Consider the following 21,421-nt stretch of genomic DNA (forward strand, 5'->3'; position numbering starts at 1 on the left):
GGGATCATGCGCAATGACTCAGAAGGTTGAATCAGGGATTCGGCTTATTGGCCTTTCCGATTCACCGAAGCCGCCACGGCACACCGTTCCTTTTGCTGGACGCGTGGTGCCGTGCGCACGTTCTGGGCAATCAGCCTTCATGCCATTGCAGACCAAAGCGGGCAAATGCCTCTTGCAGCTCGGGAAGGTCGGGCGGCACCGGGAGAGGCTCCATCACAGGTTGGATCCGAGGACTGACAGCCAAGTCATCGGCACGTTGGGACACCGCCCAGACACGGATCTCATCACCGTGGCGGGAATTAAACCTCACACCATCGACGACAGGCTCGCCCGCTGTCTCTTCGTGCAGGTCGTAAAGCCATCTGGCGATGGATCTAGTGAGCACGCGGTCTCGGGCGTCCTTCAACAGGGCAGTATCGACGTCGGCGAGGGAAATATCATATCGGTCGAAGGGGTAGTGGATGCTCAACGCGGCAATACTGCGTGAGTGGGTGACGTAGCAGTATTTGCCGCTTTGGCGTGCAGAACCGTACCGCCGGTCTTCCAACCATGAGTAGCCAATGGCGCATTGGGGAGCTTCGGGGTAGCTGCCAATGCTGCCGTCGTCGTCGATAATCTGGTCAAGCCCGGCGACCAGCTCGGGACTGGGACGGAAGAGGGCAAGCAGCTCGAGGAAGCATCCAAGAAGGCTTTCGGCAGTGTAGATGGTACGAAACTCGCCAAGCTGGTCATCCCAACGTCCACTGAAAAGTCCGTCGTCACCGGCGAACGTCCAAGGCGTCCAAGCCCAAAGTTCGGGTGAGAATCCGACGCGCCAAACATGGAGGGGTTCATCTGGGCACTCTATTTCAAGGTCCACGCTGTTTCCATGTTCGGGATTCATCATCGGCCGTAAGCGAATGATTTAGCGGCGACGATCACGTCCCGAGAACCAACTATCGGGTCAGACTCGCGCAGGACCTGGGCGGGTGCGTCATCATTCAAGCCGGGATTCATCCCCTTGAACCAGGACTGCACAGTTATAGCGTCGTAGCGATCCCGCAGAAGTGCCGCGGCATGAAAAGCATGACGAAGTCGTTCTTGGTCGACTTCGCCGGGAACGGATGAGCCATCTGCCCAAGTCGATACCGATCTGGAGGACTTCACCCCACCGATATAGGCAACCAGGCGCACACCCAATATCTCCCGCAACTGCGAAATGAGCTCATGAAACGGAAGACCGACGGAATCCTCGTACGCGCGAAGTCCCGGACGCTGATCAGGTGACACTGCTGCTTTCATGATTCGATTGTACTCTGGAATGCATGCTCAACCCATAGTAAAAATGCACCCAAAAACGCACCACAAAGCCTCATCAAGCAGCTCGAAAGGCGCAGATTTCAGCTATCGGAGTGTGCACGTTTCCGGGGTTTTGCCACACCGGACACAACAAGATCTACCCATCCTGATAAGGGAGAATACGGCCCGCATTATGTGGAACAGCAGGCGTTCCCCGGCCCGAACTCCGACGTCGTGCACACGCATCGCCATAGTGGATGCCCAAAGGCAGGCGGATCAGGACGCGGCGGTCCTGAAAGCGCCTAATATGTCATCGGCCGCTTGGCGTCACGACTGTCGCAGGATGGTTGGTTTCAAGAAGCTCAACATCGAAATTGACCACAAGGTTCGTGCGGAACCGGCGGTGCAGATCACCCAAGTTTCTCACCACCGATCCACGAGTCCTATACCCCGGACAGCGTCTGGCGCAAAAACGCTTCCACCCGCTCCAGCGCCTCGGCCACCCGTTCGTAACCGGCGGCGAACGACAGCCTGATGAACAGGTGCCCCTCGAACGGGTCGAAGTCGCCGCCCGGGGTCAGCGCCACCTGTGCATGTTCCAGCACCTGCCGGCAGTACTCTCCGGCGGTGCCGAAGCGGTCGAGCACACGCTCGCTGAGCCGCCCGTAGAGATAGAACGCGCCGTCGGCCGGCGCTGCCTGCTCGATGCCCAGCTTTCTGTAGTTGGCCAGCACCAGGTCGCGGGTCTTCGCGAACTCGGCGACCCGCTGCTCCGCCTCGGCAAGGCTCGACGGCTCGAAGGCGGCGATGACCGCACGCTGGGCCGGAGCCGGCGCGCACAAGGCGAGGTTCGAGGCCAGGGCGTCCACCGCGGCCAACATGTCGTCGGGGACGATCATCCAGCCCAGGCGCCACCCTGTCATGCCCCAGTACTTGGAGAAGGATGAAACCACGATCGAGGAGCGGGAGAACTCCCAGGAGGTGCGCCCCTTGCGCTCCGGGACGAATTCGATGCCATGGTAGATCTCGTCGCTGACCAGCCGCACGCCATGGGCGTCGCACCAGCTGCACAGCTCTTCGAGTTCCTCGGCGCTGAACATGGTGCCGGTCGGGTTGTTCGGCGAGGCGATGACCAGGCCGTCGAGCCTTCCGTGCTCGGCCAGGGCCTGCTCCAGCAGCTGCGCGGTCGGCTGGAAACGTTCGGCTTCCCCGGTGGGGAGGTCCACCACCTGCAGGCCCAAGGCTCCGAGGATGTTGGCGTAGGCAGGATAGCCTGGACGGGCCAGAGCCACCACGTCCCCGGCGTCGAAGGCCGCGAGGAAGGCCAGCTGGAACGCCCCGGAGGATCCGGTGGTCATGACGAAGTTCCGCGCCGGGATCTGGACGCCGTAGCGGGCCAGGTAGTGCGCGGCCAAGGCCTCGCGGGTCTCGGCCAGCCCGGCGGTCGGGGTGTAGCCGAAATCCGCGTTCTGCGCATGCAGCTGCGCGGCGAGCTCATTGACCGCGGCGGGCGCTCCCCCACCGGGTTCCCCGACGCACAATGAGATCACGTCGCGGCCGGCGGCACGCAGGTGCGCGACTTCCTCGACGATCTGCATGACTTCGAACGGCGGGACTTCTCCGCGCTTCGACACCTTCACTACTTTGCGCCTTCAGCCAGGGTGCGTTCCTTGACCGGATGCCGGGAGAGCACCGAGATGCGATTGAACGCGTTCATCGCCACGGCGATCCACTGGATGGCCGCCACCTGCTCATCGGAGAACACCAGACGGGCCGAGGCCACAGCTGCAATGCGTTCCTCGGGGGTGGGCAGGTTGGTTGCTGCTTCGGCGATGGCCAGCGCCGCGCACTCTTCCTCGTCGAACAGTCCGCCGCATTCGTTCCACGTGGACAGCAAGTTGATACGCTGCATCGTCTCCCCTGCGTCGATGGCCTTGCGGGCATGGAGGTCAAGGCAGTAGGCGCAGCCGTTGATCTGCGAGACCCGCAGGTTCACCAGTTCGGCCAGCCGGTCGCTGATGCCTGCGTCCTGGTAGGACTTGGTCAGCTGATTGGCGAACTTCCCAATAGAGTTCCACAACTCCGGATTGGATTTATCAAGGAAAAGAGGATCTGAGACAGCCATATCTGAACCATACCGCCCGGCGCTTGCAACCTCCTAGTTCGCTTCGGGCGCTCAGCCACCGACTATGGGACAAGACCCTCAAGTCCCTGTTCGTGCCCTTCAGGACAATATATTGCGATGTAGCAACAAAAGCTGCAGGTTACGTGACGGCGGCGGCGAGACTGCCGCATTCGATAGCAACCCATCAGGATGCTTGCCCGTTGCCCTACTGGCCTGCTGGATTCGCGCATAGAATACCGGCATGATCTGGATAGGCGGCGGCGAGGTGGCGTGATGCAGATTCAAACGTGCGGGCAACTGGATTCCAAGGACCTGGTCCAGCTATGCGATTTCATGCGCGAGAACATTTCCTCGCTGAGCCTGACCCCGTGGACCACCGCGATTCTCGGCCTGCTCACGGGTCTGGCCATCACCTGGGTGACGGTGCTGGGCAACCGCAGGGCGCAGCGCACCGAACGCCGGAACACCGCGCAGCTGCGTGCGCTGATCGCGGTCCAGGATGTGGCCTTGGAGCTTCGCAGCAAATGGACGGCGCATCTGGACCACCTGCAGTCGGGCTCCGGAGGTCCCGATCCCTTTCCGGCGCTGGCCCAGGCCGCGTTGCAGGGAGAATTCCGCACCGCGGCCAGCCGCATCGACAACAACGAACTGCGGGAAGAGTACGCCCGCTGGGAGACGTACGCGGAGTTGTTCTTCAACAACTCGGGCAGGCAGCAGGGTTATGAGGAGCAGAAGCTCTGGGACACCGTGCTGGAGCGCTCGGGGAAGAACATCCGCTGGATCGACGCCTAGTCCAGCGACTGCACGTTGATCTGCACGTCATGGGTGGCCCCGGCGGCCCGAATGGCGTCCTGCCATTCGGGGCTGCCACCGAGCACCTCGAAGTGCACGATGTTCCGGTTGCGCAGCTCGGTGGCGAGCTGGCTGGCGAAGTCCTCGTTGTTCACGACCATCCAGCGCCCGTCGAGCACCACCGGCTCGTCGGCTTTCACCTCGTCGGCCCAGACCAGGTCCTTGGCCAGGTCCCGGGAGACGGCAATCCTCGGAAGCCGAATCGTGCTCATGAGCAGTCCTCCCTCTACTTAGGTCTTAGCCAAAGTATAGGCTTCTCTGCCCGGGGTAGCGGTGGCTACTTGTCGCCGTCGGCGGCCAGCTGGCCGCAGGCGCCGTCGATTTCCTTGCCGCGGGTATCGCGCAGGGTGGTCGGCACACCCAGCTCGTCCAGGCGGCGCACGAACTTCGAGGTGATGTCCGGCTCGCTGCGGGTCCAGATGGAGCCCGGCACCGGGTTCAGCGGGATCGGGTTCACGTGCACCCAGCCGCGGCCGCGGGCGTTGAGCTTCTTCGCCAGCATTTCGGCGCGCCACTCGTGGTCGTTCATGTCCTTGATCAGCGCGTACTCGATGGAGACGCGGCGTCCGGTCTTCACGTAGTAGTCGTAGGCGGCATCCAGCGCCTCGTCGACCTTCCAGCGCGAGTTCACCGGGATCAGCTCGTCGCGCAGCTCGTCATCCGGTGCGTGCAGCGATAGCGCGAAGGTGACCGGCACGTCCTCGTTGGCCAGCTTGCGGATGGCAGGAACCAGGCCGACGGTGGAGACGGTGATGCCGCGAGCGCTCATGCCCAGGCCCTCCGGGGCTTCGGCGACCATGCGGTGCACGGCGTTCATGACGCGCTTGTAGTTGGCCAGCGGTTCGCCCATGCCCATGAACACGATGTTGCCCACGCGCTCGTCGGGGTGCTTCTGGCCGCCCAGTCCGCCTTCGGCGATGACGCGGTTGGCCTGGACGATCTGGTCCAGGATCTCTGCGGTGGACATGTTGCGGGTCAGGCCTGCCTGGCCGGTGGCGCAGAACGGGCAGTTCATGCCGCAGCCGCACTGCGAGGAGATGCACAGGGTGATGCGGTTCGGGTAGCGCATCAGCACGGACTCGACCAGCGAGCCGTCGAACAGGCGCCACAGGAACTTGATGGTCTTGCCGTCGTCGGTGGTCAGCCGCTTGACCTCGGTCAGCAGCTTCGGGAACATCGCGTCGACCAGTTCCTCGCGGCGGTCCTTGGGCAGGTCGCTCATCTTGGCAGGGTCGGTGGTGTAGTGCTGGAAGTAGTGCACCGAGAGCTGCTTGGCGCGGAATGCCGGCAGCCCCAGTTCCTTCAGCTTCTCCTGGCGCTCGGCCAGGGTGAGGTCAGCCAGGTGGGTCGGCGGCTGGGAGACGCGGCGCTTGGTGGCGAACTGCAGTTCGGGGCGGCCGTCGGCGCCCATCTCCTGCTTCCATCCCTCGGCGGTCGGAATGACCTGCGCACGGCCTTCGGCCTGGGCGCGGGAGGTGGAGATACGCAGCTGCTGGGCACGCTGGGCGGCGGCCTGCTCCTGGCGCAGGGCCTTGCGCTCGTCAGCGGAAAGTGTGGTGGGGTTGCTCGAAGTCATCACCATCCATTGTTTCACGTATCAGCTGGGTGCAGGCGGTGAGTTTGGGCACGCGCGGCATTCAGGTCATGGTGAAGCTGCGGGCCACCGTATCGCGCACCGTGCGGTTCCCCGCCGCGGCGCTGAACAGCAGGTTGCGCGCCGGCAGCAGCCACGGCGCCACCGGCCGGCCCAGCGCCATGTTCAGGTGCGCTTTCAGGCCAGCCTGCCGGGCGGCTTTCAGCTGCCGCGCCTGGAACTGCTGCAGCTGCCCGTCCTCCGGGCCGGCGCCGGAGGCCAACAGCTCCGCGAGCTGCGCCGCACCGATCAGGCCCAGGCACATGCCCTGCCCGCCGATGGGGCTGATCTGGTGCGCGGCATCGCCCAGCAGCACCGCCCGGCCTTCCACCATGCGGGTTGCCCTGCGGTTGGCGGTGGCGAAGCTGCTGCGCATGGTGCAGGCTTGGGCGTCCAGCCGGTGGCCGGTGCGTGCGCGGATCAGCGTCGGCAGGTCCGTGTCCACCGACTGCCGGCGTCCGAGTCTGGCCACCCAGCGGCGCAGGCCTTGCGGCAGCGGGAAGGACTCGACGATGCCCTGCGACTCGATGAACAGCGCGGCGGTCTGCGACCAGCCGGTGGATTCGGGGAAGTCGCCCATGAGGTAGCGGTCCGGCAGCTGCCTGCCGCGAAACCCCGCTCCGAGCTCGGCGCGCACCGCCGACTGCACCCCGTCGGCGCCGATCAGCCAGGAGGCTTCCCGGGTCTGCACTCCCCCGGGCCCGGCCACGGTGAAGCGGATGGATTCGCGCGACTGTCCCTCGATGCCATGGAATTCATGGCCTTCGGCCAGGGCCTGCGGATCCAGTTCGCGCAGCCGGTCCCGCAGCAGCGTCATGGTCTGGTGTTCCGGCAGCGCCAGCACGTACGGGTAGGGGCCGGGCAGCGAGGAGAAGTCCAGCTCGGCGATCTGCCGGCCGTTGCTGATTCCCACTCCCCGGCGGATTGCGGTGCCCTGCTCTGCGAGCTGCGCCGCCAGCCCGGCGCGGGCCAGCACCTGCTGGGCCGGAGGGTGCAGGCCGATGGCCCGGGAGTGCGCGGAGATTCCGCGGCGGCGCTCGAAGACCCGCACGGTCCACCCCTGCTGGGCCAGGAGCACCGCCAGACCCAGCCCCACCGGCCCGCCGCCGATGATCGCCGCGCCATCCATGATTTTCGCCCCCTTTGCCTTTGCGGTCATGCCCAGGCCGGCCGGTAGGCCAGCAGGTTCCTGAACGGCTTGGCGGTATGCACCTGCCATCCGGCAGGCACGCGGCGGACAAGTTCCACCGGGGTGTAGCTGCGGCGGATGGAGGCCAGCCCGTCGCGGCGGATCAGCGAGGTCCTTGCCAGTGGCAGCGTCGCCGCGCCGAACAGCAGCGAAGCGATTCGGGAGCGCCGGATGTCCGCGTGCAGCCCCAGCCCGGTGGCCAGGGCTTCGGTGTCGGCCAGGATCCCGCGCAGCTGGGCATCGTCCAGGTGGTGCAACAGATGATTGGAGATGACCACGTCGAAGACCTCTCCGCCGCGCACCAGGTCCGCGCTGGTGCAGCGCAAGAATTCGATCTTCCCGGCCGGCAGGACGCTTTTCGCCGCGGCCTGCCGGGCGAAGGCGATGGCCCGCTCATCCGGGTCGATGCCCAGCACGCCCAGCTCGTAGCCGTCGCGCAGTGCCCAGCGGGCCAGCTGCAGGGCGATGTCTCCCCCGCCGCAGCCGATGTCCAGCAGGCGGGCCGGTTCGCCGGAGGCCAGCAGCGGGGCGATCTGCTGCGCGTAGATCCCCTTCCATCCGCCGACCGCCCTGTTTACCAGCGGGAACTGGGCGTAGGTCCGGTTCAGCAGCACGGGGTCGCAGTCCGGATGGTCCATGGCCTCCAGCTCGTCGGGACGCCGCCGCATCAGCTGGTTCCGGAAACCGTCGCCACCGTGAACAGGCCGGTTTCCACCGTGAGCCCGGGGCCGAAGGCCATGGCGCAGATGCGTTCTCCGGCGCCGGTGCTGCCGGCTTCGAGGATTTCCTTGAGCACGAACAGCACGGTGGAGCTGGACATGTTGCCGTAGTCCTTGAGGATCCGGCGGGCCGGGTGCAGCTGCGTTTCGGAGAGCTGCAGCCGGTTCTGGATCCGGTCCAGGATGGCGCGGCCTCCCGGGTGGATGCCCCAGTGGGTGATCTGCCCGATCTCCAGCGGTCCCTCCGCGTCGGCGTCCAGCAGCGGCGTGAGCGCGTCGGTGATGTGGTCGTCGATGATGTGCGGGACGTAGGTTCCCAGCACCATTTCGAACCCGTGGTCCCCGATGTTCCAGGCCATCGATTCCTCGCCCACCGGGGTCAGCGTGGTCTTCAGGTCGTCGATCTGCAGCCCCTCGCCGCCCCGGGCCACCACCGCGGCGGCGGCGCCATCGGCGAAGATGGCCGAGCCCATGATGGTGTCCGGGTCGTTGGAGCTGTGCACGTGCAACGTGCACAGCTCCACGCAGACCACCAGCACGGTGGCGTTCTCGTCGGCCAGGCAGAAATCCCGGGCCGCGCGCAGCGCCGGGAATGCTGCATAGCAGCCCATGAATCCCAGATGGTGGCGGACGGTCGAGGGATTCAGCCCGAGGCTGCGCACGATCTGGTAGTCCGGGCCGGGGTTGTAGAAGCCGGTGCAGGACACCGTGATCACGTGGGTGATATCCGCAGGTTCGAGCCCCGGGCAGGCGTCCAGCGCCCGCCGCGCGGCCTCGATGAACAGTTCGCCTGCGTGCTCCACGTAGACCCGGTTCCGCTCGGCGGTGCTCGGCGACTTGAGCAGGCCGGAAGAACGGTCATAGAACATCGGTTCAGCCGGTTCGGGCAGCTCGGTGTTGAATTCCGAAACGCAGCTGTAGCGGGTGTCGATGTCCGCGGAGTTGAAGGAGGTCGCCACCAGCCGCTGTCCCAGCCGGCTGAGGTCGGGCTGTGCGGCGAAGACGTCCCTGACGTCGTCCTGCTTCAAGACTGTCGAAGGTACGGCGGTCTGGATCGTTCTGATCATCACTGGCATGACCCGAGCCTAGGACCTGCGCGCGACCGGTGTAAACCATCGCGCGCAACTGCCAGGAAACCAGGATCGGCCGCCAGCGCCGCGGGAGCACGTGCCAGCTCTCCACTCGTCGTCGCGTGCCACGACGGCTGGCAGCCGTCTGGAACCCCTCGCAACGGCAGCGTGAAATGTCCTACCCTGAAACCCCGTCATGCATGCACCGCAGGCAGCATGGGAACAAGTTATGGGTGAGGCGGAATAAAGGCAACCATGAGCAATGAAGACGCAGTGGAGCGAACGGAAGACGGCAGATATCTGGTCATTTCCGGCCGGAAGTGGCGTGCGAGCGATCCCGGGATCCCGCCGAAGCTCCGACAGGAGCTCGTCGACGAACTGATGAACGCCCGCCGTGAGATAGGACGCGGGGACGAAGAAGCCCGCGCCAGGGTCCACGAGGCGAAGCTGGCTCTGGGCGAGCGCGGACAGCCGTGGTGGGAAGAAGCCCGCGAGGACAAGCTGGATGAACGCATCCGGGCGGCGATCTTCACCCTGCTGCGCAAGAGGCAGGGGTCCTCGATCTGCCCCAGCGATGTCGCACGCATCGTCGACGGCGGTGGCGAACGCTGGCGGTCCCGGATGGAACGCGTCCGGCAGGTGGCCGCTTCCCTGGCCGCAGACGGCGCGATTAGGGTGACCCAGAAAGGGCATGACGTCGATGCGCACAATGTCCGTGGTCCCGTGCGACTGCAACTGGCCCGAATGGACCCGCGGGAGCAAGATTAGGCCGAACGGACAATGGCTTGCACGAAACTGGAGGAGCGGCCCTTGGACAGGCCAGTGGCCCCGTCGCAACGACGGGGCCACTGGCGTGATCGACTTCTACTTGTTGTCGGTTGCGTCCTTGAACGCGTCCTTGGCCTTTTCGCCAGCCTGCTTGGCATTCGCGGCAGCCTGATCCTTGACGCCTTCGGCCTGCAACGACCTGTCGTTCGTCGCCTTGCCCGTGGCTTCCTTGGCCTTGCCAACAACTTCTTCTGACTTGTTCTGAATCTTGTCTCCGAGACCCATCTTGCCCTCCTCAGTTATTCGGTTGAAACGACACCCATTACGCTACAGAAAATGTTGTCCGCTGGTCTCGCCGCTGGATAATTCCAAGGAAACGTCAAGGATGCATGTCAGGCAAGTGCAGGAACACTGCCCGGAACGGGGCACTACGAACCGGGCCCATGCGCGGCTACCGGCCGAGCAGCGCGGCACATTTCAGACGGCAGGCTTTTCAGTCCTTGGCGCCGGATCGCGGTGGACGCTGCGTGTGCCCGGGCCATGCGTGCTGCGCGGCTGCTGCCGATCGCGGATCATCGCCGCGGTGGTGCGGATGAACACGGAGATCCACGTGAAAAGGATCGCCACGGCCGACAGCTCGAAACCGGTCAGGTTGTAGTAGGACCATGAATCCCAGAGCAGGAACGCCACCCACAGCGCACCCACGGCAGAGAGGGACATCATGTGGAAGACCGCCGGATACCCCGGCAGCAGGACCATCGTTCCCAGCAGCAGGATGATCATGGCGGCGGAGGCCAGCTGGACGAACGCCGAATGCACCCCGAGGGACAGGTTCATCGGGACGCTGCCCACGCCGATGATTCCCACGGACACCGCGACCAGGCACCAGCCCACCACCCGGGGGCGCGGGCGCAGCTTGCGAATCAGCGGGTAGCGTTCGAGGTTCGGACGGCAGCGGTAGGTCCGCGACAGCACGTCCAGGTCCCTGGTCAGGAACTCGGTGAACGAGATCAGCACCAGTCCGGAGATGATCATGGTCGTGTTGAACGTCCAGAAGGAGCCCATACCGGATTGCGAGGTCCCCAGCCGGGAGAACATCCCCTGCCACCAGCCTTGGTCCTCGGCCAGCAGCATGCTGATCAGCACGCCGGCGGCCATGTAGATGCCCAGGACCACCGACAGGTTCTCGGCACTGGTGCGCGCCGTAGCCACCAGCGCCAAATAGGCGCTCAGCCCGGTGATGCCGCTGACGGCCAGCGACCCGGCCAGCACATCGAGGCGCAGGCCGATGAACGCTTGCTGGAACAGGTGCGTGGCCACCAGGATCATCATCACGGTGCTGGCCACGTGGACCAGTACCAGGCCGAGGGCGGCAACATACTGGCGCCAGGCCGGGATGCGGCGCAGCCACGGTTCACGCTGGCGCAGCAGGCTCCGGAACGCATAGGCGCTGGACAGCCCCGCCGAGACGCCGCCGGTCACCGAAGCCACGGAACCCACCGACAGTCCGCCGAACAGCGCGGGGCGCTCGCCGGCGAAGATGATCAAGGCCGTGGCCATCCCGAACAGCGCGCAGAACAGTCCCGACCACAGCGCGTTCCGCTCGATTTCGAGTTCGGTCACGCGCTTGGGATTCGTCGGTTCGGGGAAGTGGAGAGGCACGACATCCATTGTTCCATGAACAATTCAGGCAGTGCCGGGCAGGCCGTTAGACCAGTTCCGTGATGCCGTTGACCAGCAGGCCGACCGCTCCGGCAAGCGCGACTAGCACCACGAAGGCACGGCTGACTTTCGCCGGGATCTTCGGCGCCAGGAAATTGCCCAGCACGATACCCAGCACCATGGCCACCAGGCAGGCGGTCCACTGGATCCAGTCAAGCTGCGGCATGCCGCCCTTGGCGACCAGCGAGGACACCGCAAGGACCAGGAAGTAGAGCTGCACGGAAATCGCGAATTTCGCCTGCGGCCAGCGGCTGGCCACCGCGTAGCCGGCGATGGCCGGGCCGGAGACGCCGGCGGTGACCGACATGAATCCGGAGATGGCGCCGGCGCCGATGGCCAGCCCCTTGCTTTGCGCGGCCGGCAGATTGCGGACCAGGAAGCTGGCGCCCAGCGCGAGGATCACCATGATCGAGATACCGATGGTCAGCCAAGGACCGCCGAGCAGCGTGGCCACCCACGCACCGGGGAAGGTCATGATCACCGCGGGCACCAGCAGCAGCGCGATCTTCTTGTATTCGACCTGCCGGAAGACCTGGGCGAAGATCAGCAAGCTGCTGCACGCTCCAAGGAAGTTCACCAGCATGATGCCTTCGAACGGCCCGAGCACCAAGACCAGGAATGGAGAGGCTACCAGCGCAAAACCCATACCGGAGATGCGTTGCGTGGATGCCCCGGCGAACACCGCTGCCGCCAAGCCGATCAACGCACCGAGTTGCACTGTTTGCTCCACGCGGACTCCGCTCCTGGTTGCTTGTCATGGTTTGCCGAGGCGCGGCGTTCTTGGGAAGGTGCGGGAAGACCAGTCCCCGAAAATGCACATTCGACCTCTGTATTCGACGATACACGTCAACAAGGCCTGACTTGAACCATTCCCGGCCTCCGCACCAATCCGGTAACGGCGCCGTCCGACCCGCAATATTACGACCCCGGCGTCGGCCCGGCGAGTCACCGGGCCTAGGCTGAAGAGATGAGCACCGACGTCGATTTCCTGGTCATCGGGGGCGGAGCCATGGGCTCGGCCGCCGCTTTCTCCCTTGCCGGCCAGGGACACCAGGTCCTGTTGCTGGAGCGTTTCGCCCGCGGACACCATGAGGGCGCGTCCCACGGCAGCACACGCAACTTCAACCCCGCCTACGCGGATCCTGCCTATGTCGGGCTCCTGCGCCGCGCGAACCAACTGTGGGAAGACCTTTCGCAGGCCGGCAAGGTCAAGCTGCTGAACCGGACCGGGCTGGTCAATCACGGCGACGAACCCGGCCAGCAGTCGATCCACAGGACGCTTACGGCCGCCGGCATCCAAAGCGAACTGCTGGACGCAGCCGAGGCCGGCGAGCGCTTTGCCGGCATGAGGTTCCAGACGCAGGCTTTGCATATTCCCAGCGGCGGGCAGCTGAATGCCGACCTGGCCGTGGCCACCCTGCAGCGGCTGGCAGCCGCCGCCGGAGCCGAGATCCGCCACCGGCACCGGGTGCTCCAGCTGGAGGTCGTCTCGGATGAGCTGGTCAAGATCCACGTGGATGACGGCCGGCGCACCGGCACGCTGTCCGCACGCCATGTCATCCTCACCGCTGGTGCGTGGACCCGCACGCTGCTGGGACCGGGCTTCGAGCTGCCGCGCCTGCACGTCACCGAGGAGCACCCGGTGCACTTCGCCCGGCGCGGGGAATCCGCCCACTGGCCCGGCTTCAACCACACCCTCGCCCCGGGAGACCACGACGGCCTGAGGATTTTCGCTCCGGTGTACGGCATGCACACCCCGGGCGAGGGCATCAAGGTCGGCTGGCACGGATCGGGCGAAGTCATCGATCCGGACCGCCGCCCGCACCGGCCGGTCGCCGAGCAGCTCGACGCCCTGCAGGCCTATGCCCGCCGCTGGCTTCCGGGCACCGATCCTGACAGCTTCGAGCCGGTGTCCTGCACCTACGCCAACACGGAGGACGAGCATTTCATCCTCGACCGGCTGGGGCCGGTCACCGTGGGCGCAGGGTTCAGCGGCCACGGCTTCAAGTTCGTGCCCGCCATCGGCGAGCACCTGGCCCAGCTGGCCACCGGGGCGGCCGGAACGATCCCGCGGTTCGCGGCCAGCCGTCTAATCGACACCCCGGTGTTCCTCGAACGCCGGAGCCGGGCCGGAGTGTCCTAGCCCCAGCGCACGCGCAGCCCGGCCCTGCGGAAGGGCCGGGCTGCGCGCTGCGGGAGCTAGGAAGTTTCCTGCTTCACGTACCTGGTTTCCGGACGGGATTCGTAGAACGCCGCACGGCGCTTGCGGGCCCCGATCAGGAACACCGCGCCGAGCACCAGGATTCCCACCCCGACCACGAACACCAGGCCCATGCCCGCCACGTGCGTCCCGGAACCGTACTCCGGGTCCAGCGAGTCCACGGTGGTCTGCAGGAACACCGCCACCAGCGCCAGCCCGCCCAGCAGCGGAGCCAGCCCGCGGATGAGGAAGTTGCGCGCCGAGGCGAGAAGCGTGTGGCGGAAGAACCAGACGCAGGCGAATGCAGTGACCCCGTAGTAGAAGCAGATCATCATGCCCAGCGCCAGGATGGTGTCGTTCAAGACGTTGGTGGAGACAAAACGCATCATCGCGTAGAAGCCGGTGGAGACCACCGCCGCCACGATGGTGGAGAAGGCAGGAGTGCCGAACTTCAGGTGGATCCGGGTGAACGCCTGCGGCAGCGCCCCGTGGTGCCCCATGGCCAGCATCGAGCGGGCCGGGGAAATCATGGTGGACTGCAGCGAAGCCGCGCAGGACGCCAGGGTCGCCAGCGACAGCAGGATGGCTGCCGGCCCCATGACCGGGCCGGCCAGGGCCGCGAACACGTTGCCGATGTTCTCCGGATTCGCCAGGCCCAGACCTGAATCCCCCACCCCGGCGAACACCGTGGCCGCCACGGAGGTCAGCAGGTACACGGCCAGCACGATCACCGCGGTGAACCCGGCGGCCAGACCGGAGGTGCGCTCGCCGTTCTTGGTTTCCTCGTTCATGGACAGGCAGACGTCCCAGCCCCAGAAGGCGAAAATGGACAGGCTCAGTCCCACCGCCATGGCGGAGAAGGAATCGATGCCCAGCGGGTTGAACCACTCGGCGGAGAACTGCACCGCCGGGGCCGCCTTGTCCAGGGCCGCGATGGTGAACCAAAGCAGCACCACCACCTGGAAGCCGACCAGCAGGTACTGCACCAGCGAGGCGGCGTGCAGCCCGCGCACCGAGATCCAGGTGGCGCCCAGCATGAACACCAAGCAGGTGGCCACGTTGATCCACGGGTTGGACGCCAGCTCGGCCAGCTGTTCCTGCCCGGTGGCCTGGGCGAGGAAGAGGTAGAAGAAGTCCACCGCCACCCCGGCCAGGTTGGAGAGCACGATGATGTTCGCCGCGAGCATGCCCCAGCCGCCCATCCACCCGGCACGCGGCCCGAAGGCCTTCCACACCCAGGTGAAGGTGGTGCCGTTGTCCGGCATGGCCCGGTTCAGCTCGCGGTAGCCCAGGGCCACCAGGAACATCGGGATGAACCCGACGATGAAGATGGCCGGCAGGTGCGTGCCCACCGCTTCGGCGGTGGGGCCGAGCGTGCTGGCCACCACGTAGCTGGGCGCAATGGTGGATACGCCGATCACGATGGCCGTGAACAGGCCGATCTGGCCTGCAGTCAGGCCCTTGCCTGTTTCGGTGACCGGGCTGGTGCTCAGCCGGCTGGGTTTCGTCTTGTCTTTCATCGCACTGGATCCTTTACCGGGCGGGGTGTTCTATCGCTTCGGAACCTGCTGGGTGATGCAGTGGATTCCTCCGCCGCGGGCATACAGCTCGGTGGCGTCCACCGCGACGACCTCGCGGCCCGGGTAGGCCTGGGCGAGGATCCGCGCGGCCTGCGCATCGTTTTCATCGTTGAAGCAGCAGGCGATGACTCCCCCGTTGGTGACCAGGTGGTTGATGTAGGAGTAGTCCACCCAGCCTTCCTCGTCCTTCAGCGTCTTGGGCGCCGGGACGGGGACCAGGCGCAGCTTGCGACCCTTGGCGTCGGTGGCCGCCTCCAAGAGGCTGCGCACCTCGGCGGAAATCGCATGGTCCGGATGGGCCGGGTCTTGCTGGTCGTGGTAGAGCACCACACCGGGTTCTGCGAAGCAGGCGACGATGTCCACGTGGCCGCGGGTGCCGAACTCCTTATTGTCCCGGGTCAGCCCGCGCTCCAGCCAGATGACCTTCTGCGCGCCGAGCTGCTTGGCGAACTCGGCCTCGATGTCCGCGGCGCTGGCTTCCGGGTTGCGTCCCGGGTCCAGCTGGACGCTGCGGGTGGCGAGCATGGTGCCCTCGCCGTCCACGTGGATTCCGCCACCCTCGTTGGTGATCGAGGACTGCACCCGGGCGGTCTGCTCCAGCTGCGCGACCTGGGCGGCGATCTTCGAGTCCTTGCCCCAGGAGGCCCAGGACTGGGCACCCCAGCCGTTGAAGTTCCAGTCGATGGCGGCCAGTTCGCCGGAGGCGTCGCGCACGAAGGTCGGCCCGATGTCCCGCATCCAGGCGTCGTCCAGCTCGCGCAGCGCGTAGCTGACCTCCTCGCCCAGGTGGCGGCGGGCGTCCGATTCGGCCTGCGGGTCCACGACCATGGTCACCGGGGTGAAGCGGGCGACGGCCTTGGCCACCGCGGCCCAGGTGCTGCGCGCGGCTTCGGCCTCCTCGGCGGTGTCGCCCAGGGTGTAGCCGCCGGAGGGGAAGGCCATGTAGATGCGTTCGTGCGGACCGGTTTCCGCGGGCATGAGGAACTCAGACATGGGAGCTCCCCATCTCTCCCAGACCGGACTCGGCACGGGCTTCGGTCAGCGCGCCGTAGGTTTCCGGGCGGCGGGTGCGCAGGAACGGGAAGAGCGTCAGCCAGTCGCGGCGGGCGTCCAAATCCAGGGTTGCCACCAGGACGGCGGATTCGTCGCGCGGAGCGCGCGCCAGGATGCGGCCATACGGATCCGAGATGAAGGAGGAACCGTAGAAGGTCAGTGCGCCTTCGTCGCCCCAGCGGTTGGGGACCACCATGAACAGCCCGTTGGCGATGCCGTTGCCGATGATGGTCTGGCGCCACAGCGGTTCGGTGTCGAAGTCCGGGTGGTCCGGTTCGGAGCCGATAGCCGTCGGGTAGGCCACCAGGTCCGCGCCGGCCAGCGAGTAGATGCGCGGCGGCTCGCTGAACCATTCGTCCCAGCAGGTGGGCAAGCCCATGGCCAGGCCATTCAGCTCCTCGAGGCGGTGCACCGGGTAGGGATCCTCGCTCGGGCCTTCGCGGAAGTACTTGTCCTCGTAGTAGCCGGCGGTGCGCGGAATGTGCAGTTTGTTGGTCAGCGCGACGATTTCGCCTTGCGGCGACACGACCACGGCGGTGTTCAGTCCCAGGCCGTCCTCGGCCGGGGCCTTGCGGAACAGCGAAATGTGCACATGAATGGAGTATCGCGCGGCCATGTCGCGGGCGAAGGCGACGGTCGGCCCGCTCTCCAGGTCCTCGGCGGACTCGTCGGCAGCGTCCGGGTTCGGCACCACGAAGGCCGGGTACTTGCTCAGCGTCAGCTCCGGCAGGTACACGATCTTGGCCCCTCGGGAGGCCGCGCGGCGGATGCCGTCTTCCAGTTCGTCGCGCAGTGCCTGCGGGCTTTCGTGCCAGCGGTGCTGGACCAACGCGACCGTCAGTTCCCCGCGCTCGGCGGCGTCCACGCGGGCCGGAGAGGCCGGCGGGGTGAGGGCGAGTATTTCTTTCATGGCTATGCTCCATCGCTAAAACGAATGTGATTCGTTTACAGGATAAGCAGTGCCCGCGTCACACGCAAGGGGTAACGAATGATTTTCGTTTAACTCGGATATGCTCGGGTGGAAGGCCCCGACAGGAAGGCAGTAGACGCCATGGCACGCCCCTCCAAGCCCAAGCTCAGCCCGGATGCGATTGCCTCCGCGGCGTTGGAACTGGTCGACAAACACGGCGAGTTCACGCTCCCGCAACTGGCCAAGGCCCTGTCAGTGACGGCGTCCTCGCTCTACAACCACGTGGCGGGCAAGGACGAGATCATCGAGCTGATGCGCGGCCGCGCCATGTCGGCGATCAGCCTGCCGGACGGCGATTCGGGCCGCTGGCAGGAAACCGTGCGGCAGATCGCCACGTCCTACTGGGAATCGTATTCAAAGCACCCGCGGCTGATCCCGTTGCTGACCAGCCATACCGTGCGGGACCGCACCACCTTGCGGGTCTACGATGCGTTGGCGCAAACTCTCGCGCAGGCGGGGTTCCCGCCGACGGACCGATTGCACGCGATCACCATCATCGATTCATTTGTGCTCGGCTCGGCGCTTGATGCGGCTGCGCCGGAAATTGTCTGGGAAGCTAATGATTCTTCGGGGCATGAATTCAAGGAGGCGCTGGACGCCGGTCTCCAGCTGGAACAGCGAGCGCGACTGACCTTTCACAAGGGACTTGAGCTGATTCTCCTCGGCTTAGGCAATATTCGTTCCAGTTAGCCTGCCGGCACGGATCGTTGCATCGTGCTCGATAGTACTCACGAGCAGTGCAGCGATCTGACCACTCCAAGTAATCCGATAGAGCCCTTCGCTTTCGAATGGACGATGGGAGCGGCGGTCCATCCGTTGTCATACATCGCATACACGCGGAAGTTCACGTCAAATTTCGACCCAAAGAGGTTGCCCAGAAGGTCTATCAGGAGCGACAGCAACCCGCCCGAAGGGGAAATATCGACAGAGTATGTGGTGGTAGACACAGGCAGGGGGTCGGAGAATTTCTCTTCACTGTCGTTGACTTGGACAGATACCTTGTATCCCGTTAATTTCGAACCCTGGGCTGCTGGAGCTTGCCATGCGAAGTTGATGACATTGTTACCGGATAGCGAGGATTTATCTTTGCATGAAAGATTCTTGGCCGGTTGCATAACGGCGCCGTGCAACGTACCCCCGGCTTTCGCCGTGGAAGTGAAAGCAGCCTGCGTCGATTCGACCGCAGGGCGAAGTTGCAACGAAGCGACCGCCGTCGAAAGAACAAGCACCATGCACAAAAGGCGGGATATGCCAGCACGAGGCAAGTCCACCCGCCCAGGGGATCCTGCACAAGCATCGGCATCAGTCTCCGAATTGCGTTTCTGGGTAGAACTTCTCGGGACGGATTCACCAACTGCTGGCTGCGGGCTACGCGAGAATGCGAGATAGAGCAGGTAGGCGCACAACAACCCGCCTAGGAAATACGCCCATGGCTGGGACAGCCACGTCATCAGGTACCCCAAGCCCGGAAAGCTGACCAGAAGCTTGTCGGCGCTGTCCACCGCATACGGTTGCAGGTCCGCGACGGGATTGGCATCCCCCTTGAGGATCAGGCCTGCTTCGGTCTTGTCGGCTACCCGGTGCGTCACCCGAACTTCGTTGCTGGTGACCACCGAAACCACGTCGCCTATGGCAACTTCCACAATCGGGGTGGGAACAGCCAGTCCCAACGATCCGGTGGGGATGCCGGGTCCCATCGAGCCGCTGGCAAAAACCAGCGGTTTCACCCCAAACAGCACAGCCGCAAGCGTCATGAGCAGGCACAAGGATCCGAGGATCGCCCCGGCATTCAGCGCAAGGCGCTGGAGCGGGTTGCCGTTGCGTGCATCGGATTTGATCCGTTCCTGGTTTCCCACCTTATGACCCCACCGTTCCGGTGAAGACCAGGTCCAGCTTCGTGGTGGCGCCTTGCAGGTTGTTGGCCGCGGTCACGGGCAGCGAGTACTGCACGCAGAGTGTTTCCGAAGCGCCTGCGGCCAGTGTCGATACTTCAACTGACCCGCCGAAAGCTGATCCAGCTTTCTTATCTACGATGGCCGCTGTGCCGGAACAAGTCGCGCTCGGTGCGGTGCCGCTGACCGTGGATCCGGTCTTCACCTGTACCTGCATGGCCTTGCCCAATTCGACGCCGCCGCTGTCGGTGATGCTGCCCCTGATGGAATACGGCAGCTCGACCGTGCTGGTGTTCTTCACGACAACTACCGCTGCGGCGCTGGCTCCCGGGTACCAGTTCACCGACGAGACCGGCACGGTGTAGCTTTCGGAGGTCGCGCTGGAGGCCGTTGCTCCGACCCCGAGCGATACCTTTGCGGCGGTGATGCTGGTGGTCGCCGTGGCGGTTCCGGTCCAGGCCGCCAAGGTGGACACCGAGCCGAGGCCTACCAGGATTCCCATCGACAGGATCGCCTTGACCTGTACAGATCGTCTGCTCATTGAGATGCTCCTTGGGGTGCCTGCGCCTGGGCGCCGTGTTGCTTCGAACGTAGATATAGCGTTGCGCCGGCCCCGGCCATGCCTAGCGCCAGCGGGATCGCCCAGCCGCTGAAGCCGGTGGATCCCAGCTCGTCCGGCGGACGCTCCCCTTCCACGTCAGGAGAATGGGGACTGCCCGGCGGCTGCGGGGCCTCCGGCGATTCGGGTTCCTGCGGGATCCCGCCGGCGACCTCGATCGCGCTGATGTCCAGGCTCAGCGACCGCTCCCGGTCCTGCGAGGAATTTCCGGCAGAAACCGGCAGGCTTGCCTCCAAGGCGAAGTTTGCGCGCTGCTGCGGATCCAGCCGCATCGTGGGGTTTCCCGCCACCGCGAACTTCAGCCCGGCGGCGGGGGCCGAAACCACTGGTTTTACCGTGACTTCGATGGGATGGGGCCGGTCATTGCGGATGGAGAGCTCTCCGGTCAGCCGGTCTCCGGGAACGAGCCGGATTTCTCCGCCGAACAGTTCGCCCGGGCTTTCCCGGAATTCGCCGCCGTCCACGCTGTAGCTCAGGCCCCGCGGGTCATCTCCGTCCCCGTGCGCTCCGGGGGTCCCCGCGCCCAGCAGGCTGCCCGCGAGCACCACTGACAGCATGGCCCTGGTTGGCGCCGCGAACTTCATGACGCCTTCTTCCCGCGGTGCTCCCGCCATGCCCCGGTGAACATCACCAGCGAATAGGACAGCAGTCCCCCGATGGCCAGCCAAGTCAGCCAGGTCCGCTGCGAAGCGCTGAGCGCTGAATTCAGGTAGCCGAGCCATGGCAGCGAATACCAGAGCTTGCCGCGCACCTGTTCCGCGACGATCGGCGCATCGTCGGTGTTGTTGGCGTCTCCGCGCAGCACGAACTGCCGCTCGCCGGAAAGCGACGAGGCCACCGAGACAACGCGATGGGTCACCACGCCGGGTTCCCCGGATTCAAGCTGGTAGGTGAGCACGTCTCCCACCTCGATGGCTTCAACCGGAACCGGTTTGACCACGACCAGCCGGCCCGGAGGGAAGTCCGGCCGCATGGATCCGGTCAGCACGGTGTAGGCGGTGGCCCCGCCGAGCCGGGGAATGACCACCATGACGGCAAGCAGGCAGAGCACGATGAAGAGCGCCAGCCAGGACAAGACCTGGCCGGCCCACCAGAACGGCCCGGTTTTCTGTTCTTCCCGACGCCGTTGCGCCCGCGTCAGCACCGTCATTTCTGCTGTCCCGTGAAGCTGAGGGTGGGCGCCATCCTGCCTCCGGCCGCGGCCTGCGAGGTGCCGGCCGGAAGGCTGAGCCTGACGCACAGCGCTTCGGAGGCCGACGGGGTTCCTGCGGCCGAAAACTCGCGCGGGCTGGCGAAGGCCGCGCTCGCGTTAAGCGGGCCCGAATAGAGCAGCTGTCCGCTGATCTGCTGCGTTCCCGTGCAGCTTGCAGGCGGCACTGCCGCATAGATGCTGATGGTTCCTGCACCCGCCAGCGCCTGGTCCTTGGCGCTGCCTGATGCGGTTCCCGTGGTGATTCCCGCCAGCCCGTAAACCAGCGGCGTCGTTCCGGCGTTGGAGATGGTCAACGGAGCCTGCACGAATGACCCCGGCAGCAGATTCTGGGAATTAAGCTCGGCGAAGACGTAGTCTTTCGCCGCCGAGCTGCCGTTGCCCGCCAGCAGGCTCAGCGAACCGGTCCGGACTTGCCCGGCATCGATCTGCCCTTCGGCACGCCAAGCAGCGACCGTGGTCTGGGTGCTGAGTCCCAGCACCAGCACCACGGCCGCCGCCGCAGCGAACTTCAGGGGTTTCGGCATGCCGGTTCGTGAGT

Annotated in this window: 24 protein-coding genes; 4 read left to right on the forward strand and 20 right to left on the reverse strand. The window is 65.4% G+C overall.

The window, feature by feature from the left end:
• Positions 1-130 precede the first annotated feature (130 nt).
• The 4 genes from ACTX90_RS15295 to ACTX90_RS15310 all read right to left on the reverse strand — a co-directional run bounded on the left by ACTX90_RS15295 (position 131) and on the right by ACTX90_RS15310 (position 3,358).
• Positions 131-886, reverse strand: a complete 756-nt coding sequence (locus ACTX90_RS15295) for an RES family NAD+ phosphorylase (protein WP_443442345.1) — start codon at positions 884-886, stop codon at positions 131-133.
• Entirely contained in the window at positions 883-1,281 is a 399-nt protein-coding gene (locus ACTX90_RS15300; protein WP_082344847.1) for a hypothetical protein, read from the reverse strand. Before ACTX90_RS15300 ends, ACTX90_RS15295 begins: the two co-directional genes overlap by 4 nt.
• 440 nt (positions 1,282-1,721) lie before the next feature.
• On the reverse strand, positions 1,722-2,918 hold the full coding sequence (locus tag ACTX90_RS15305; protein WP_443442346.1) for a pyridoxal phosphate-dependent aminotransferase: 1,197 nt from the start codon (positions 2,916-2,918) through the stop codon (positions 1,722-1,724).
• Positions 2,918-3,358, reverse strand: a complete 441-nt coding sequence (locus tag ACTX90_RS15310) for a carboxymuconolactone decarboxylase family protein (RefSeq protein ID WP_424678308.1) — start codon at positions 3,356-3,358, stop codon at positions 2,918-2,920. The genes ACTX90_RS15305 and ACTX90_RS15310 overlap by 1 nt, the downstream gene beginning before the upstream one ends.
• A gap of 318 nt (positions 3,359-3,676) precedes the next feature.
• Between ACTX90_RS15310 and ACTX90_RS15315 the strand changes: the two genes are divergently transcribed.
• Positions 3,677-4,195, forward strand: a complete 519-nt coding sequence (locus ACTX90_RS15315; RefSeq protein WP_113607057.1) for a hypothetical protein — start codon at positions 3,677-3,679, stop codon at positions 4,193-4,195.
• On the opposite strand, the gene ACTX90_RS15320 is transcribed toward ACTX90_RS15315, so the two are convergent.
• The 5 genes from ACTX90_RS15320 to ACTX90_RS15340 form a co-directional block, all read right to left on the reverse strand.
• Entirely contained in the window at positions 4,192-4,467 is a 276-nt protein-coding gene (locus ACTX90_RS15320) for a hypothetical protein (protein ID WP_047120192.1), read from the reverse strand. The genes ACTX90_RS15315 and ACTX90_RS15320 overlap by 4 nt on opposite strands.
• A 65-nt stretch (positions 4,468-4,532) precedes the next feature.
• Entirely contained in the window at positions 4,533-5,831 is a 1,299-nt protein-coding gene (gene rlmN / locus ACTX90_RS15325) for a dual-specificity RNA methyltransferase RlmN (protein ID WP_231735894.1), read from the reverse strand.
• A 61-nt stretch (positions 5,832-5,892) separates the two neighbouring features.
• Positions 5,893-7,047, reverse strand: coding sequence for an FAD-dependent oxidoreductase (locus ACTX90_RS15330; protein ID WP_443442347.1), 1,155 nt, complete (start codon positions 7,045-7,047; stop codon positions 5,893-5,895).
• Positions 7,044-7,745, reverse strand: a complete 702-nt coding sequence (locus ACTX90_RS15335; protein ID WP_120991131.1) for a methyltransferase domain-containing protein — start codon at positions 7,743-7,745, stop codon at positions 7,044-7,046. The genes ACTX90_RS15330 and ACTX90_RS15335 overlap by 4 nt, the downstream gene beginning before the upstream one ends.
• Positions 7,745-8,872, reverse strand: coding sequence for a type III polyketide synthase (locus tag ACTX90_RS15340; RefSeq protein WP_443442348.1), 1,128 nt, complete (start codon positions 8,870-8,872; stop codon positions 7,745-7,747). The genes ACTX90_RS15335 and ACTX90_RS15340 overlap by 1 nt, the downstream gene beginning before the upstream one ends.
• A 249-nt stretch (positions 8,873-9,121) precedes the next feature.
• Here ACTX90_RS15340 and ACTX90_RS15345 point away from each other — a divergent pair, with 249 nt between their 5' ends.
• Positions 9,122-9,634, forward strand: a complete 513-nt coding sequence (locus ACTX90_RS15345; RefSeq protein WP_120991134.1) for a DUF3253 domain-containing protein — start codon at positions 9,122-9,124, stop codon at positions 9,632-9,634.
• Between the two features lie 96 nt (positions 9,635-9,730).
• Here ACTX90_RS15345 and ACTX90_RS15350 read toward each other — a convergent pair whose 3' ends face one another.
• The 3 genes from ACTX90_RS15350 to ACTX90_RS15360 all read right to left on the reverse strand — a co-directional run bounded on the left by ACTX90_RS15350 (position 9,731) and on the right by ACTX90_RS15360 (position 12,086).
• Entirely contained in the window at positions 9,731-9,919 is a 189-nt protein-coding gene (locus tag ACTX90_RS15350; protein ID WP_047120197.1) for a CsbD family protein, read from the reverse strand.
• Between the two features lie 192 nt (positions 9,920-10,111).
• Positions 10,112-11,296 carry a hypothetical protein gene (locus ACTX90_RS15355; RefSeq protein ID WP_146955960.1) on the reverse strand — a complete coding sequence of 395 codons (1,185 nt, stop codon included), beginning with the start codon at positions 11,294-11,296 and terminating at the stop codon, positions 10,112-10,114.
• A 46-nt stretch (positions 11,297-11,342) separates the two neighbouring features.
• The gene (locus tag ACTX90_RS15360) at positions 11,343-12,086 is read right to left on the reverse strand and encodes a sulfite exporter TauE/SafE family protein (protein WP_082123997.1); all 744 of its coding nucleotides are present in this window, start codon (positions 12,084-12,086) and stop codon (positions 11,343-11,345) included.
• A gap of 237 nt (positions 12,087-12,323) precedes the next feature.
• Here ACTX90_RS15360 and ACTX90_RS15365 point away from each other — a divergent pair, with 237 nt between their 5' ends.
• Positions 12,324-13,499 carry an FAD-dependent oxidoreductase gene (locus ACTX90_RS15365; protein ID WP_443442349.1) on the forward strand — a complete coding sequence of 392 codons (1,176 nt, stop codon included), beginning with the start codon at positions 12,324-12,326 and terminating at the stop codon, positions 13,497-13,499.
• Between the two features lie 56 nt (positions 13,500-13,555).
• Here the strand turns inward: ACTX90_RS15365 and ACTX90_RS15370 are convergent, their stop codons facing one another.
• From ACTX90_RS15370 to ACTX90_RS15380, 3 genes are read right to left on the reverse strand one after another with little or no spacing between them, the layout of a single operon-like run.
• The gene (locus ACTX90_RS15370) at positions 13,556-15,076 is read right to left on the reverse strand and encodes an APC family permease (RefSeq protein ID WP_443442350.1); all 1,521 of its coding nucleotides are present in this window, start codon (positions 15,074-15,076) and stop codon (positions 13,556-13,558) included.
• Positions 15,077-15,106: 30 nt separating this feature from the next.
• Entirely contained in the window at positions 15,107-16,129 is a 1,023-nt protein-coding gene (locus ACTX90_RS15375) for an agmatine deiminase family protein (RefSeq protein ID WP_443442351.1), read from the reverse strand.
• Entirely contained in the window at positions 16,122-17,099 is a 978-nt protein-coding gene (locus tag ACTX90_RS15380) for a nitrilase-related carbon-nitrogen hydrolase (RefSeq protein ID WP_443442352.1), read from the reverse strand. Before ACTX90_RS15380 ends, ACTX90_RS15375 begins: the two co-directional genes overlap by 8 nt.
• Before the next feature lie 141 nt (positions 17,100-17,240).
• Here ACTX90_RS15380 and ACTX90_RS15385 point away from each other — a divergent pair, with 141 nt between their 5' ends.
• A complete protein-coding gene (locus ACTX90_RS15385; RefSeq protein ID WP_443442353.1) occupies positions 17,241-17,849 on the forward strand; it encodes a TetR/AcrR family transcriptional regulator in 609 nt (202 codons plus the stop codon).
• Between the two features lie 38 nt (positions 17,850-17,887).
• On the opposite strand, the gene ACTX90_RS15390 is transcribed toward ACTX90_RS15385, so the two are convergent.
• The 5 genes from ACTX90_RS15390 to ACTX90_RS15410 are packed head-to-tail and all read right to left on the reverse strand — an operon-like array spanning position 17,888 to position 21,407.
• Entirely contained in the window at positions 17,888-19,015 is a 1,128-nt protein-coding gene (locus ACTX90_RS15390) for a signal peptidase I (RefSeq protein ID WP_443442354.1), read from the reverse strand.
• A gap of 1 nt (position 19,016) precedes the next feature.
• Positions 19,017-19,592 carry a SipW-dependent-type signal peptide-containing protein gene (locus ACTX90_RS15395; RefSeq protein ID WP_047120204.1) on the reverse strand — a complete coding sequence of 192 codons (576 nt, stop codon included), beginning with the start codon at positions 19,590-19,592 and terminating at the stop codon, positions 19,017-19,019.
• Positions 19,589-20,254 (reverse strand): hypothetical protein, encoded by a 666-nt coding sequence (locus ACTX90_RS15400; RefSeq protein ID WP_047120205.1) that lies wholly within the window; start codon positions 20,252-20,254, stop codon positions 19,589-19,591. The genes ACTX90_RS15395 and ACTX90_RS15400 overlap by 4 nt, the downstream gene beginning before the upstream one ends.
• Positions 20,251-20,820: a signal peptidase I gene (locus tag ACTX90_RS15405; protein ID WP_047120206.1), complete on the reverse strand. Its 570-nt coding sequence runs from the start codon at positions 20,818-20,820 to the stop codon at positions 20,251-20,253. Before ACTX90_RS15405 ends, ACTX90_RS15400 begins: the two co-directional genes overlap by 4 nt.
• Positions 20,817-21,407, reverse strand: a complete 591-nt coding sequence (locus ACTX90_RS15410; RefSeq protein ID WP_443442355.1) for a hypothetical protein — start codon at positions 21,405-21,407, stop codon at positions 20,817-20,819. Before ACTX90_RS15410 ends, ACTX90_RS15405 begins: the two co-directional genes overlap by 4 nt.
• Positions 21,408-21,421 lie beyond the last annotated feature (14 nt).

It is taken from the genome of Glutamicibacter soli (genome assembly GCF_052322135.1).
Lineage (GTDB): Bacteria > Actinomycetota > Actinomycetes > Actinomycetales > Micrococcaceae > Glutamicibacter > Glutamicibacter soli.

Bases quoted from the DNA above. Each gene is read 5' to 3' on its own strand.
- ACTX90_RS15295 (WP_443442345.1), bottom strand. From the start codon at position 886: ATGATGAATCCCGAACATGGAAACAGCGTGGACCTTGAAATAGAGTGC.
- ACTX90_RS15300 (WP_082344847.1), bottom strand. From the start codon at position 1,281: ATGAAAGCAGCAGTGTCACCTGATCAGCGTCCGGGACTTCGCGCGTAC.
- ACTX90_RS15315 (WP_113607057.1), top strand. From the start codon at position 3,677: ATGCAGATTCAAACGTGCGGGCAACTGGATTCCAAGGACCTGGTCCAG.
- ACTX90_RS15320 (WP_047120192.1), bottom strand. From the start codon at position 4,467: ATGAGCACGATTCGGCTTCCGAGGATTGCCGTCTCCCGGGACCTGGCC.
- rlmN (WP_231735894.1), bottom strand. From the start codon at position 5,831: ATGACTTCGAGCAACCCCACCACACTTTCCGCTGACGAGCGCAAGGCC.
- ACTX90_RS15330 (WP_443442347.1), bottom strand. From the start codon at position 7,047: ATGACCGCAAAGGCAAAGGGGGCGAAAATCATGGATGGCGCGGCGATC.
- ACTX90_RS15335 (WP_120991131.1), bottom strand. From the start codon at position 7,745: ATGCGGCGGCGTCCCGACGAGCTGGAGGCCATGGACCATCCGGACTGC.
- ACTX90_RS15340 (WP_443442348.1), bottom strand. From the start codon at position 8,872: ATGCCAGTGATGATCAGAACGATCCAGACCGCCGTACCTTCGACAGTC.
- ACTX90_RS15345 (WP_120991134.1), top strand. From the start codon at position 9,122: ATGAGCAATGAAGACGCAGTGGAGCGAACGGAAGACGGCAGATATCTG.
- ACTX90_RS15350 (WP_047120197.1), bottom strand. From the start codon at position 9,919: ATGGGTCTCGGAGACAAGATTCAGAACAAGTCAGAAGAAGTTGTTGGC.
- ACTX90_RS15365 (WP_443442349.1), top strand. From the start codon at position 12,324: ATGAGCACCGACGTCGATTTCCTGGTCATCGGGGGCGGAGCCATGGGC.
- ACTX90_RS15370 (WP_443442350.1), bottom strand. From the start codon at position 15,076: ATGAAAGACAAGACGAAACCCAGCCGGCTGAGCACCAGCCCGGTCACC.
- ACTX90_RS15375 (WP_443442351.1), bottom strand. From the start codon at position 16,129: ATGTCTGAGTTCCTCATGCCCGCGGAAACCGGTCCGCACGAACGCATC.
- ACTX90_RS15380 (WP_443442352.1), bottom strand. From the start codon at position 17,099: ATGAAAGAAATACTCGCCCTCACCCCGCCGGCCTCTCCGGCCCGCGTG.
- ACTX90_RS15385 (WP_443442353.1), top strand. From the start codon at position 17,241: ATGGCACGCCCCTCCAAGCCCAAGCTCAGCCCGGATGCGATTGCCTCC.
- ACTX90_RS15395 (WP_047120204.1), bottom strand. From the start codon at position 19,592: ATGAGCAGACGATCTGTACAGGTCAAGGCGATCCTGTCGATGGGAATC.
- ACTX90_RS15400 (WP_047120205.1), bottom strand. From the start codon at position 20,254: ATGAAGTTCGCGGCGCCAACCAGGGCCATGCTGTCAGTGGTGCTCGCG.
- ACTX90_RS15405 (WP_047120206.1), bottom strand. From the start codon at position 20,820: ATGACGGTGCTGACGCGGGCGCAACGGCGTCGGGAAGAACAGAAAACC.
- ACTX90_RS15410 (WP_443442355.1), bottom strand. From the start codon at position 21,407: ATGCCGAAACCCCTGAAGTTCGCTGCGGCGGCGGCCGTGGTGCTGGTG.